5 protein-coding genes, 1 tRNA gene and 1 rRNA gene are annotated in these 14,107 nt (G+C 69.7%); 6 read left to right on the top strand and 1 reads right to left on the bottom strand.

Going from position 1 to position 14,107, the window contains the following annotated elements:
- Nucleotides 1-138: 138 nt before the first annotated feature.
- Together rrf and B082_RS0109495 are read left to right on the top strand one after the other, a co-directional pair.
- Nucleotides 139-255, top strand: a 5S ribosomal RNA gene (gene rrf, locus B082_RS0109500).
- A 198-nt stretch (nt 256-453) separates the two neighbouring features.
- Nucleotides 454-526 (top strand) — tRNA-Thr (locus tag B082_RS0109495).
- A gap of 59 nt (nt 527-585) precedes the next feature.
- Here B082_RS0109495 and B082_RS0109490 read toward each other — a convergent pair.
- Complete coding sequence (locus tag B082_RS0109490; RefSeq protein ID WP_202453126.1) at nt 586-3,213, bottom strand: SpoIIE family protein phosphatase; 2,628 nt, start codon at nt 3,211-3,213, stop codon at nt 586-588.
- 400 nt (nt 3,214-3,613) lie between these two features.
- Here B082_RS0109490 and B082_RS0109485 point away from each other — a divergent pair, with 400 nt between their 5' ends.
- The 4 genes from B082_RS0109485 (at nt 3,614) to B082_RS0109470 (ending at nt 13,989) form a co-directional block, all read left to right on the top strand.
- Nucleotides 3,614-9,085, top strand: a complete 5,472-nt coding sequence (locus B082_RS0109485) for a HAMP domain-containing protein (RefSeq protein WP_018551570.1) — start codon at nt 3,614-3,616, stop codon at nt 9,083-9,085.
- Between the two features lie 244 nt (nt 9,086-9,329).
- The gene (locus B082_RS0109480) at nt 9,330-10,007 is read left to right on the top strand and encodes a response regulator (RefSeq protein WP_018551569.1); all 678 of its coding nucleotides are present in this window, start codon (nt 9,330-9,332) and stop codon (nt 10,005-10,007) included.
- Between the two features lie 196 nt (nt 10,008-10,203).
- Nucleotides 10,204-12,984, top strand: a complete 2,781-nt coding sequence (locus tag B082_RS0109475) for a DNA translocase FtsK (RefSeq protein WP_051094598.1) — start codon at nt 10,204-10,206, stop codon at nt 12,982-12,984.
- A 204-nt stretch (nt 12,985-13,188) separates the two neighbouring features.
- Nucleotides 13,189-13,989, top strand: coding sequence for a helix-turn-helix domain-containing protein (locus B082_RS0109470; protein WP_018551567.1), 801 nt, complete (start codon nt 13,189-13,191; stop codon nt 13,987-13,989).
- The last annotated feature ends 118 nt before the right edge of the window (nt 13,990-14,107 follow it).

The following is a 14,107-nucleotide window of genomic DNA, read 5'->3' as shown; positions in this document are numbered from 1 at the left end:
ATGTGGAAGCCCGGTAACGGGTGGAGCTGACTGGTACTAATAGGCCGAGGGCTTGTCCTCAGTTGCTCGCGTCCACTGTGTTGGTTCTGAAATAACGAACTGCCGTGTTGTTGTCCGGTGTTGTTTATTTCATAGTGTTTCGGTGGTCATTGCGTTAGGGAAACGCCCGGTTACATTCCGAACCCGGAAGCTAAGCCTTTCAGCGCCGATGGTACTGCAGGGGGGACCCTGTGGGAGAGTAGGACGCCGCCGAACTCCTTTTAGGAAGAGCCCCGTGCCCTTGTGGCACGGGGCTCTTCTGCGTGTATGGTCACGTCGCCTTCTTCACCCCAGTGCACCCCTTTGCCCGACCACCAACCCATCTGCCGGCCGGGCCGGGTGACGGTGTGCCAGGCGGTTTTGCGTCCCCCTCGGATCAGGGTATGCTTTAGCTCGTTGCCGCAGGGCAACAAGGCCCCAATAGCTCAGTCGGTAGAGCGTCTCCATGGTAAGGAGAAGGTCTGCGGTTCGATTCCGCATTGGGGCTCCGGCAAACGAAAGGCCCCCGCCACATGGCGGGGGCCTTTCGCATGCGTGGGGCGTTGTCTACGGACCCGGGTGCGGTTCCGGGACGCGCATCGTCAGGATGGCCATGTCGTCCGAGGGCGGATCGGCCGCGAAGCGCTCCACGGCCCGGAGAATGCGTGCGGCCACCGCACCTGCCGTAAGACCCGTGCAATGGGCCAGCACCTCCGCCAGGCCGTCGTCGCCGAGCATGCGCGTACCCTCCCGGCGTTCCGTCACACCGTCCGTGACGCACAGCAGGACGTCGCCCGGCTCCAGCGTCAGCGTCTGCTCGTACAGCTCCAGGTCCTCCAGGACGCCCAGCAGCGGCTGCGGGTCCGCCGCCGGCTCGACCGAGCCGTCCTGGCGCAGGCGCAGCGGCAGCGGGTGCCCGGCGCAGACGACCTTCAGGAGCGCGCTGCCGTCCTCCTGCGGCCACAGCTCCCCGTAGAGAAGCGTGAGGAAGCGGCTGCGGGAACCCTCGTCCAGGATGGCCGCGTTGAGCCGCTCCAGGACCGCGGGGCCGCCGAAGCCCTCCCGGGCCAGCAGGCGCAGCGCATGGCGGGCCAGGCCCGTCACAGCGGCCGCCTCCGGCCCCGTACCGCAGACGTCGCCGATGGCGAAGCCGTAGGCGCCGTCCCGGATCGGGAAGACGTCGTAGAAGTCGCCGCCGACCTCGTTGCCCTCGCCGGCCGCGCGGTAGATGACATCGACCTCGACGTTCGGGACGGTCGGCAGGCCCGGCGGCAGCAGGCTGCGCTGGAGGGACTGGCTGATCGCCGTGCGCTCCGAGTACAGGCGGGCGTTGTCCAGGGCCAGGGCGGCCCTGCGGGACAGGTCCTCGGCCAGTTCCAGGATCTCCTGGCGGAAGTGGTCGTCGGACGGCTTGCCGAGCGTCAGCATGCCGATGACCCGGTTGCGGGCGACGAGCGGCAGGACCACCGTCTCACCGCCCACCGCGGCGGCCGTGGCCAGCGTCGTACGCGTGCCCGAGTCGAGGCCGCCCTGTTCGCCGGCGCCGATACTGCGCATCGACGTGCGCAGCGCCGCCTCGTGGGCGGCCTCCGAGGGCGCGGACCAGACACGGGCGCCGGGCGTCGGCACCGGCTCCGGCGGGTCGATCCGGGTGAGCAGGGCCTTGAGGCCGTCGATGCGGTCCTCGTCCTCGTGCAGCACGTAGGAGAGGTCCGGCTCCGACGACTGGTCGGCGATCGTGTAGACGGCGCACCACGTCGCCAGGGTCGGGACCGTCATCTGGGCCATCAGCGCCAGCGTCTGGTCCCGGTCCAGAGTGCCCGCCAGCAGGTCCGACGCCTCGACGAGGAAGGACAGGGAGCCGCGGCGCAGCCGTTCCAGCTCGCCCAGGCGTGCCGACTCGACCGCCAGGGCGATCCGGTCCGCGGCGAACTGGAGACGCAGCGCCTCCTCGTTGGAATACCGGCCTGCGGCCTCGGCGGCGACGCCCAGCGAGCCCGTGAGCCGCCCCTCGACCTTCAGCGGGACCGTGACCACCGAGCGCATTCCGGTGTTGCCGAGCAGCGGGACGGCGCCCGGGACGGCGTCCAGGTCCTCGTGGACGGCCGGCATCCGCGCGGAGCCGTACCGTCCCGTGCCGGCCTCGACGGGGACGCGGGCGAAGCGCTGGCGGGCCGAGGGCAGGCCGGTCGTGGCCCGTACCTCCAGCTCGGTCTCGTCGTCCGTCGCCAGCAGCAGGAAGGCGGCGTCGGCGTCGAGCATGTCGCGTGCCCGCTCGACGGTGCGCTGGAGCAGGCCGTCGAGGTCGTCCGGGGCGGGAGAGCCGATGAAGACCTCGAAGGGGTCCGTCTTGCGGCTCTCGGTGGCGTCCGAGACCGGGGCGCGTACCGGGGACTGGAGGACCGCGCGCTCGTAGTCGCGTACCAGCAGGCAGACCGTCGACGGCTCACCCTGCGTATCGCGTACCCGCAGGTGGGAGCCGTAGACCGGGATGGTGCGGCCGTCGGCGCCCCGGATGCCGTAGCTGCCCTCCCAGCGGGAGAGGCGCAGGGCGTCGGCGATACCCGTGTTCGTGCCCGGGGTCTGCGGCCAGGCGGTGAAGTCGGTGAGCTGCTTGCCGATGACCTGGTCCGCCGTGTGGCCGAACAGGTATGCGGCGTCGTCGTTCCACGCGGCGACGGCGCCCGTGCTGTCGATCTGGACGACGGCCACCCTGACGCGTTCGTCGGCGACCGGGAGCAGACCGACGGGCAGGAGCGGCCCGGCGGAGCGGATGCCCACCGGGCGGTCGGGAAGATCGAGCTGGAACCAGACATGCTTGCGGGTGGGGGAGTATTCGACGCCCCACCGGGAAGCCAGCGCGGCGCACAGCAGCAGCCCGCGGCCGTTCTCGCTGTCCAGGCTGCCGAGCTCCAGTCCCGACGACTGGAGCGGGATCTCGCGCTCCGGATAGTGGTCGGAGATCTCCACGCGGACGCCGTCCTCCGTGCGCAGGCACAGCACATCGGCCGCCGTGCCCGCGTGGACCACCGCATTGGTGACGAGCTCGCTGGTCAGGACGACGGCGTCGTCCACGACGTCGGTGTACCCCCACCCCTGGAGCGTGTCGCGGACAAAGGCGCGGGCCGTAGCGACGGAGCGCGCCACCGGGTCGAAGGTGGCAGCCGCACGCGCCGTGATCACAGCACTCCCCATATGGTGTCTCGTCGCTTCCCCGAGTCCTGTGCCCGTTTCTCGCCGCTTCGATTCGCCTGCCAGGCTAGACGCTCCCCACGCGCACCGGGTACACGAGGGCCGACTTCGGACAGGCATGGGCGGGAACGGCCTGGTTCCCGACAAGGTCGGGCTTCCCTTGGGAGGGATGGGGGACAACCATGGGAGGTCGCACCCCGACCGGTTCCCGCCTGGTACGTTTCAACGATTTGACGTCCGCATGGTCACCCGTCGACGGTGGGCTGTGGCGGTGAGCCATGGATGTTGTGGGCAGGCTCTCGGACGAGGTCCTAGCTAGATGGTCAACCCCTGCGGGAGGGACACGGTGGAGTCTGACGTGGCGGCGCGGGGATCAGGCACGCGCAGTAAAGGCGGACAGTCCGTGAAGAAGCAGCGCAATGGAACCGTCGAGGTCGACGCCGCGGCGCTCCACAGACTGCTGGCCGGTCTGGTCGCCATGCGCGACGGGAACTTCCGCAGGCGGGTCACGGTCTCCGGCGAAGGCGTGATGGCGGAGCTCGCCGCGGTCTTCAACGAGGTCGCCGACCGCAACGTGCACCTCACGGGAGAGCTGGCGCGGGTGCGCCGCGTGGTCGGCCGGGAGGGCAAGCTCACCGAGCGGCTGGAGACGGGCGCCTGCGAGGGTTCCTGGGCAGCCGCCATCGACGCCTCGAACGAGCTGGTGGACGATCTCGCGCGCCCCGTCTCCGAGGTCGGGCGGGTGCTGTCGGCCGTGGCGGACGGTGACCTGGAACAGCGGATGGAGCTCCGTTCCCACACCGCGGACGAGACGGTACGGCCGCTGCGCGGCGAGTTCCTCAAGGTCGCCCGTACCGTCAACAACCTGGTCGACCAGCTGTCGGCGTTCACCGAACAGGTGACGCGGGTCGCGGTCGAGGTGGGGACCGAGGGCAAGCTCGGCGGGCAGGCGCAGGTGCGTGGGATGTCCGGGTCGTGGAAGGACCTCACGGACTCCGTCAACACCATGGCGTACCGGCTGACCGCGCAGGTGCGCGACATCGCGCTGGTGACGACGGCGGTCGCCAAGGGCGACCTGTCGCGGAAGGTGACCGTCCATGTCGCCGGCGAGATGCTCCAGCTGAAGAACACCGTCAACACGATGGTCGACCAGCTGTCGTCGTTCTCCTCCGAGGTGACCCGGGTCGCCCGCGAGGTGGGCACGGAGGGCGAGCTGGGCGGTCAGGCCACGGTTCCGGGCGTGGCCGGGGTGTGGAAGGACCTCACGGACTCCGTCAACACGATGGCCGGGAACCTCACCTCCCAGGTGCGCGGCATCGCGGAGGTCACGACGGCCGTCGCCAACGGCGACCTGTCGCAGAAGGTGCAGGTGAGCGCGCGCGGCGAGGTCGCCCAGCTCGCCGAGACGATCAACCAGATGACCGAGACGCTGCGCACCTTCGCGGACGAGGTCACGCGCGTGGCCAGCGAGGTCGGTGGTGAGGGGCTGCTCGGAGGCCAGGCGCAGGTGCCCGGTGCGGCGGGCACGTGGAAGGACCTCACCGACTCGGTGAACACGGTCTTCCGCAACCTGACGACCCAGGTGCGCGACATCGCCCAGGTGACCACGGCGGTCGCCAGCGGTGACATGACGCAGAAGGTCACGGTCAACGTGGCCGGCGAGATGCTGGAGCTGAAGAACACCGTCAACACGATGGTCGACCAGCTCCAGTCCTTCGGTTCGGAAGTGACCCGGGTGGCCCGGGAGGTCGGCGTCGAGGGCCGGCTCGGCGGCCAGGCGGAGGTGCCGGGCGCGGCCGGGACGTGGAAGGACCTCACGGACTCCGTGAACACGGCCTTCCGGAACCTGACCGGCCAGGTGCGGGACATCGCCCAGGTGACGACGGCCGTGGCCAACGGCGATCTGTCGCAGAAGGTCACCGTCGATGTCGCGGGCGAGATGCTGGAGCTGAAGAACACCGTCAACACGATGGTGGCGCAGCTGTCCTCGTTCGCCGACCAGGTGACGCGGATGGCACGGGACGTGGGCACGGAGGGCCGCCTCGGCGGTCAGGCGCGGGTCGACGGCGTCTCGGGTACGTGGAAGGAGCTCACGGACTCCGTCAACTTCATGGCGGGGAACCTGACCTCGCAGGTGCGCCAGATCGCGCAGGTCACGACGGCGGTGGCGCGGGGTGACCTGTCGCAGAAGATCGACGTGGACGCGCGCGGCGAGATCCTGGAACTCAAGAACACCATCAACACCATGGTCGACCAGCTCTCCGCCTTCGCGGACCAGGTGACGCGGGTGGCCCGCGAGGTGGGCACCGACGGGCGTCTCGGCGGCCAGGCGCAGGTCCCCGGCGTGGCCGGGGTGTGGCGGGACCTGACGGACTCCGTGAACGGCATGGCCGGCAACCTCACGGACCAGGTCCGCAGCATCGCGCAGGTCGCCACGGCGGTGGCGCGGGGTGACCTGTCGCAGAAGATCGACGTGGACGCGCGCGGCGAGATCCTGGAACTCAAGAACACGCTCAACACCATGGTCGACCAGCTCTCGAACTTCGCCGAGCAGGTGACGCGGGTGGCCCGCGAGGTGGGTACGGAGGGCATGCTCGGCGGTCAGGCCGAGGTGCAGGGGGTGTCCGGTACGTGGAAGGACCTCACGCAGTCCGTCAACGGCATGGCGAACAACCTCACCCTCCAGGTGCGCAACATCGCCGAGGTCACCACGGCGGTCGCCAACGGTGACCTGTCCAAGAAGATCACCGTCGACGCCAAGGGCGAGATCCTCGAACTGGTGACGACGGTCAACACGATGGTCGACCAGCTGCTCAACTTCGCGGACGAGGTCACCAGGGTCGCCCGCGAGGTGGGTACCGAGGGCATCCTCGGCGGTCAGGCCAGGGTGCGTGGCGCGACGGGCATCTGGAAGGACCTCAGCGACAACGTCAACCTGATGGCCAACAACCTGACCAGCCAGGTGCGCAACATCTCCCGCGTCTCGTCCGCCGTCGCCAACGGCGACCTGACGAAGAAGGTCACCGTGGAGGCCCGCGGTGAGGTGGCCGAGCTGGCCGACACCGTCAACACGATGGTGACGACCCTGTCCTCGTTCGCGGACGAGGTGACCCGCGTCGCCCGCGAGGTGGGCACGGAGGGCGAGCTGGGCGGCCAGGCGCGCGTCCCGGGCGTCTCGGGTACGTGGAAGGACCTCACCGAGTCCGTGAACTCGATGGCGTCCAATCTGACGGGCCAGGTGCGCCAGATCGCCACCGTCACCACCGCCATCGCCAAGGGCGACCTCACCAAGAAGATCGACATCGACGCGCGCGGTGAGATCCAGGAGCTGAAGAACACCATCAACACGATGGTCGACCAGCTGTCGTCGTTCGCCGAGCAGGTGACCCGGGTCGCCCGCGAGGTGGGCACCGAGGGCCAGCTCGGCGGTCAGGCGCGGGTGCGGGACGTGGACGGCACCTGGCGCGACCTCACCGAGTCGGTGAACGAGATGGCCGGGAACCTGACCCGTCAGGTGCGGGCCATCGCGGCCGTCGCCACGGCGGTGACCCGGGGCGACCTCAACCTCAAGATCGATGTGGACGCGGCGGGCGAGATCCAGGCCCTCCAGGACAACATCAACACGATGATCGCGAACCTGCGCGACACCACCGCCACCAACAAGGAGCAGGACTGGCTCAAGGGCAACCTCGCCCGGATCTCCGGTCTGATGCAGGGGCGGCGCGACCTCGACGACGTCGCCTCGCTGATCATGAGCGAGCTGACGCCGGTCGTCTCCGCGCAGCACGGCGCCTTCTTCCTGGCCACGTCCACCGGCGAGACCGACGCGCTGGGCGGAGACGGCGACCGCGAGGGGGCGTACGAGCTGCGCATGCGGGGCAGCTACGGCTACTCGGCGGGCTCCATGCCCACGTCCTTCCGGCCGGGGGAGACGCTCATCGGCACGGCCGCCGAGGAGAAGCGGACGATCCAGGTGGACAACGTTCCGCCGGGCTATCTGAAGGTCTCCTCCGGGCTCGGCGAGGCACCGCCCGCGCATGTGATCGTGCTGCCGGTGCTCTTCGAGGGCAAGGTGCTCGGCGTGATCGAACTGGCCTCGTTCCAGCCGTTCACGCACATTCAGCGCGACTTCCTCAACCAGCTCGCCGAAATGATCGCGACGAGCGTGAACACGATCAGCGTCAACACGACGACCGAGAAGCTGCTTGAGCAGTCCCAGGAACTGACCGAGCAATTGCGCGACCGCTCGCAGGAATTGGAGAACCGGCAGAAGGCCCTCCAGGCGTCCAACGCCGAACTGGAGGAGAAGGCCGAGCTGCTGGCCCGGCAGAACCGCGACATCGAGGTCAAGAACACCGAGATCGAGGAGGCGCGGCAGGTCCTGGAGGAGCGCGCCGAGCAGCTGGCCGTCTCGATGCGCTACAAGTCCGAGTTCCTGGCGAACATGTCGCACGAGCTGCGCACACCGCTCAACTCGCTGCTCATTCTGGCCAAGTTGCTGGCGGACAACGCCGAGGGCAATCTCTCACCGAAGCAGGTGGAATTCGCCGAGACGATCCACGGGGCCGGTTCGGACCTGCTTCAGCTGATCAACGACATCCTCGACCTGTCGAAGGTGGAGGCGGGCAAGATGGACGTCAGCCCGACCCGTATCGCCCTCGTGCAGCTGGTGGACTACGTGGAGGCGACGTTCCGGCCGCTCACCGCGGAAAAGGGGCTGGATTTCTCCGTACGCGTGTCGCCGGAGCTGCCGGCCACGCTGCACACCGACGAGCAGCGGCTGCTCCAGGTGCTGCGCAACCTCCTCTCCAACGCGGTGAAGTTCACCGACAGCGGGGCCGTCGAGCTGGTGATCCGGCACGCCGGTCAGGAGGTTCCGGACGCCATCCGCGAGCAGCTGCTGGAGGCCGGTTCGCTGCGGGACGCGGACAGTGACCTGATCGCCTTCTCGGTGACCGACACGGGCATCGGGATCGCGGCGAGCAAGATGCGGGTGATCTTCGAGGCGTTCAAGCAGGCGGACGGGACGACCAGCCGCAAGTACGGGGGTACGGGTCTCGGTCTCTCCATCAGCCGCGAGATCGCGCGGCTGCTGGGCGGCGAGATCCACGCGGCGAGCGAGCCGGGCCGCGGCTCGACGTTCACGCTGTACCTGCCGCTGCACCCGAGCGAACTCCCGCCGCAGGGCTACCCGCAGATCGGTCCCGGGCCCACCGACGGCCGGACCGTCGCGGCCGAGGGCGTCCGGGCGCCGGAGGCCGGGCAGGTGTACGTGCCGGACGCCGAGCAGGCCGTGCCGCGGCCGGGCGGCGGGCAGGACGCCGGTGGCGCGGCGGGGCTGCTCAGGCGCCGTCGCAAGGCGCTGGGAGGCGGGCAGCAGCAGCCGGCGCTGCCCGCGCGCCCCGCCGCTCCCGCCCCGCAGCAGGCCCCGGCCGCCGCACAGGAGTCGTGGGCGCTCGGTGGGCAGGACGAGCCGGAGGTGCGCAGGGCGTTCCGGTTCAGCGGCGAGAAGGTGCTGATCGTCGACGACGACATCCGCAACGTCTTCGCGCTCACCAGCGTGCTGGAGCAGCACGGGCTGACGGTCCTCTACGCCGAGAACGGGCGCGAGGGCATCGAAGTCCTGGAGCAGCACGACGATGTGACGGTCGTACTGATGGACATCATGATGCCGGAGATGGACGGCTACGCGACGACGTCGGCGATCCGCAGGATGCCGCAGTTCTCCGGCCTGCCGATCGTGGCGTTGACCGCGAAGGCGATGAAGGGCGACCGGGAGAAGGCGCTTGAGTCGGGTGCGTCGGACTACGTCACGAAGCCGGTCGACCCTGACCATCTGCTTTCGGTCATGGAGCAATGGATGCGCGGAGAGTGATCGTTGTTGAGTGAATCCATGCTGTTTTGTTGACCGTCTCTGCCAGAAGGAGTGTGGGAACGCGGATTACGGGGAACCTTCTGGTCTCCCGCCGCGTTTCAGGTACGTGCACAGTGACATCGCGGTGACAGGGTGTGGTGACCGCCGGGGTGCGGTTACCATGACCGGCACAAGGACGGACGGCGTAAGGGAGTCGTCCCCTGGGGCGGCGCCCGGTGCAATTCCGGGGCGAGGAGGACGGGCCATGGTGCAGAAGGCCAAGATCCTCCTGGTCGATGACCGGCCGGAGAATCTGCTGGCGCTGGAGGCCATCCTCTCTGCGCTCGATCAGACACTGGTACGGGCATCGTCAGGGGAGGAGGCGCTCAAAGCGCTGCTCACGGACGACTTCGCGGTCATTCTGCTGGACGTCCAGATGCCAGGCATGGACGGTTTTGAAACCGCCGCGCACATCAAGCGACGGGAGCGGACCCGGGACATCCCGATCATCTTCCTCACCGCGATCAACCACGGCCCGCATCACACCTTCCGGGGTTACGCGGCCGGTGCGGTGGACTACATCTCGAAGCCGTTCGACCCGTGGGTGCTGCGGGCCAAGGTCTCGGTCTTCGTCGAGCTGTACATGAAGAACTGCCAGCTGAGGGAGCAGGCGGCGCTGCTGCGGCTCCAGCTGGAGGGCGGCGGAGGCGCGGGCACGCAGCAGGAGAGGGAACCCGCCGGTCTGCTGGCCGAGCTCTCCGCACGGCTCGCGGCCGTCGAGGAGCAGGCGGAAGCCCTGTCCAAGCAGCTGGACGACGAGTCGGCGGACGCCGGCGCGGTGGCCACGGCCGCCCATCTCGAACGGAAACTGACCGGCCTGCGCCGGGCGTTGGACGCCCTGGAGCCGGGCACGGGTGGCGCGTCGGCGCCCATTCCCTCGTAACGGCACCGCGCGGCGCACCCGTCCTGCGGGCGGGGCCTTTCGAGGCGGGTGCGGGGCAACTGGGCCGCGGCCGCGGGGGTTCGGCGGGCGAGCGGCGATGAGGGCCCGTCAGCTTGTGGCCACCACAGGGCGACACGGACGGGTGAACCCGTACGCGCACGTGTTCACCGGCATCAACACCGGTAACCTCGGCCCCATGGCCTCACGTACGTCCGGCAAGGGTTCCCAGGGCACGGCGGGCACCGCGAAGCGCGTCGGCGGTGGGCCGGGCCCGGCGAAGAAAGCCGCGCCCGCCAAGAAGACCGCAGCCAAGAAGAGCGCTCCAGCGAAGAAGGCACCCCCCAGGAAGACGGCGGCCAAGAAGGCCGCGCCGCCGCCGGCACCGTCGCCCACCAACGGCGTGTACCGGCTGGCGCGGGCCGTCTGGCTCGGCGCGGCCCACGCAGTCGGAGCGATGTTCCGCGGCATAGGGCGCGGCGCCAAGGGCCTCGACCCCGCACACCGCAAGGACGGCGTCGCGCTGCTGTTGCTCGGCCTCGCGCTGATCGTCGCGGCGGGCACCTGGTCGAATCTGCGCGGTCCCGTGGGCGACCTCGTGGAGATGCTCGTCACCGGCGCCTTCGGCCGGCTCGACCTGCTCGTGCCGATACTGCTGGGCGCCATCGCCGTGCGGCTGATCCTCTACCCGGAGAAGCCCGAGGCCAACGGCCGCATCGTCATCGGGCTGTCCGCCCTCGTCATCGGCGTGCTCGGCCAGGTGCACATCGCCTGCGGGGCGCCCGGACGCGGCGAGGGCACCGCGGCCATGCAGGACGCCGGCGGGCTCATCGGCTGGGGCGCGTCCAAGCCGCTGATCCTCACCATGGGCGAGGTGCTGGCCGTCCCCCTGCTCCTGCTGCTCACCGTCTTCGGCCTGCTGGTCGTCACGGCCACCCCGGTGAACGCCATCCCGCAGCGGCTGCGGCTGCTCGGCGTCAAGCTGGGGGTCATCGAGCCGGCCCCCGGCCCCGAGGCGCGGGAGGAGGACGGCGACGACGAGCGGTACGAGGAGCAGTGGCGCGAGTCGCTGCCCGCCCGTTCACGGCGCTCCGGGGGACGCCGCACGGAGGCCTCCGAGGGATACGACCCGGACCTGGCGGAGGCCGAGGCACTGACCAAGCGGCGCAGGCCGCGCAGGCCCTCGGTGCAGCCCGCGATGAACCGCACCATGGACGCGGTGGACGTGGCGGCCGCCGCTGCCGCCGCGCTCGACGGGGCCGTGCTCAACGGCATGCCGCCCTCGCCGGTCGTCGCCGATCTGACCCAGGGCGTCTCGGTGGACCGCGAGCGTGCGGGCACGCCGGTGCCGGGGGCCAGGGAGGCGGAGCCCGCGAAGAGGTCCGCGGGGAAGCCGGACGAGGCGGCCCCGGCCGGTGGCGTACCCGATCTGACCAAGTCGGTTCCCGACCGCTCGGATGCGCAGCCGCTGCCCGCCCGCGCCGAGCAGCTCCAGCTGTCCGGGGACATCACCTACTCGCTGCCCTCCCTCGACCTGCTGGAGCGCGGCGGACCCGGCAAGACGCGCAGCGCCGCCAACGACGCGATCGTCGCCTCGCTGACCAATGTCTTCACCGAGTTCAAGGTCGACGCCGCCGTCACCGGCTTCACCCGGGGGCCGACGGTGACGCGGTACGAGGTGGAGCTCGGCCCGGCCGTGAAGGTCGAGCGGATCACGGCGCTCGCCAAGAACATCGCGTACGCCGTCGCCAGCCCCGACGTGCGCATCATCTCGCCGATTCCGGGGAAGTCCGCCGTCGGCATCGAGATCCCCAACTCGGACCGCGAGATGGTCAACCTCGGTGATGTGCTGAGGCTCGCGGACGCGGCGGAGGACGACCACCCGATGCTGGTGGCGCTCGGCAAGAACGTCGAGGGCGGCTACGAGATGGCCAATCTCGCGAAGATGCCGCACGTCCTGGTGGCCGGTGCGACCGGTTCCGGAAAGTCCTCCTGCATCAACTGCCTGATCACCTCGGTCATGGTGCGGGCGACCCCGGAGGACGTGCGCATGGTCCTGGTCGACCCCAAGCGCGTCGAGCTGACCGCGTACGAGGGCATCCCGCACCTGATCACGCCGATCATCACCAACCCCAAGAAGGCCGCCGAGGCCCTCCAGTGGGTCGTCCGGGAGATGGATCTGCGCTACGACGACCTCGCGGCGTTCGGCTACCGGCACATCGACGACTTCAACCACGCGGTGCGCACCGGCAAGCTCAAGACGCCCGAGGGCAGCGAGCGGGAGCTCTCGCCGTACCCGTATCTCCTGGTGATCGTCGACGAGCTGGCCGACCTGATGATGGTCGCCCCGCGCGACGTCGAGGACTCGATCGTCCGCATCACCCAGCTGGCCCGCGCCGCCGGCATCCACCTGGTCCTCGCCACACAGCGCCCGTCGGTGGACGTCGTCACCGGTCTCATCAAGGCGAACGTGCCCTCCCGGCTCGCCTTCGCCACCTCCTCCCTCGCCGACAGCCGCGTCATCCTGGACCAGCCCGGAGCCGAAAAGCTCATCGGAAAGGGTGACGGGCTGTTCCTGCCGATGGGGGCGAACAAGCCGACCCGCATGCAGGGCGCCTTCGTCACCGAGGACGAGGTCGCGGCGGTGGTCCAGCACTGCAAGGACCAGATGGCCCCCGTCTTCCGCGACGACGTGGTGGTCGGCACCAAGCAGAAGAAGGAGATCGACGAGGACATCGGCGACGACCTGGACCTGCTGTGCCAGGCCGCCGAGCTGGTCGTCTCCACCCAGTTCGGGTCGACCTCGATGCTCCAGCGCAAGCTGCGCGTCGGCTTCGCCAAGGCCGGCCGTCTGATGGACCTGATGGAGTCGCGCAACATCGTCGGACCGAGCGAGGGGTCCAAGGCCCGCGACGTCCTCGTGAAACCCGACGAGCTCGACGGGGTGTTGGCACAGATCCGCGGGGAAACCGCTCCGTAGGGGGTTTCCCGGGCAACCGTTTCGCCGGCTCGTACGTCAACCTGAAGGGAAGGACAGAGCGTCCTTCCCCCCGGGACGGCCCGGCGAATCCGGCTCTGTTCGAATCTGATGGCGTACAAAGTCCTCCCGCCCGGTTGCCCCTCCCTTTCGTACCCCCCCTAGACTGAACACCCAGCAGGTGGCTCACGCTCGAAAGGCGCCCCCGTGTCCATCGGCAACTCCCCCGAAGACGACCGCCCTTCGATCGGTCGAGTGCTTCAGCAGGCTCGTATCGCCGCAGGTCTCACGGTCGAAGAGGTCAGCACGTCCACCCGGGTGCGCATCCCCATCGTGCACGCGATCGAGCAGGACGACTTCTCCCGCTGCGGCGGCGACGTGTACGCCCGCGGCCACATCCGAACGCTGGCGCGTGCCGTCGGCACCGACCCCGAACCCCTGGTCACGCAGTACGACGCCGAGCACGGCGGCCGTCCCGCGCCCACTCCGGCGGCACCGCTGTTCGAGGCCGAGCGCATCCGTTCCGAACCCCGCCGGCCCAACTGGACGGCGGCCATGGTCGCGGCGATCGTCGCCGTGGTCGGCTTCGTCGGCTTCACCTTCTTCAAGGGCGGTGACGAATCCTCGACCGCCGGCCGTGTCGCCGAGGGGCCGACGTCCGACAAGATCGCCCCGAAGCCCTCCGCCAGCAAGGCCGCAGACCCCAAGCCGGCCCCCTCCGACAGCGCGATCGCCGCGGCGCCCCAGGACAAGGTCACGGTCAAGCTCAGCGCCACCCAGGGCAAGAGCTGGATCTCGGCCAAGGACCACAACGGCCGGTCCCTCTTCGACGGAACCCTTCAGCAGGGTGAGTCGAAGACCTTCCAGGACAAGGAGCGCGTCGACCTCGTCCTCGGCAACGCCGGATCGATAGAGCTGTTCGTCAACGGTAAGAAGGTCGAGGACCAGTTCCAGCCCGGACAGGTCGAGCGGCTCTCCTACACCAAGGGCGACCCCGAGGTCGGCTGAGCGCCCACCCCGGAAACCACGCGGCGCGGCGAGCGCCCGGCCATCGTGCCGGGCGCTCGCCGTCTTTGTCACTCCGGGTGACGGACGAACCCTGCGCGGCGGGGCCAGTGCCGGGACA

This window comes from Streptomyces sp. ATexAB-D23 (assembly GCF_000373645.1).
In the GTDB taxonomy this organism is placed as follows: Bacteria; Actinomycetota; Actinomycetes; order Streptomycetales; family Streptomycetaceae; genus Streptomyces; species Streptomyces castrisilvae.
Note: the sequence above shows the minus strand (reverse complement) of the source record. Positions and strands in the feature narration are given on the sequence as shown.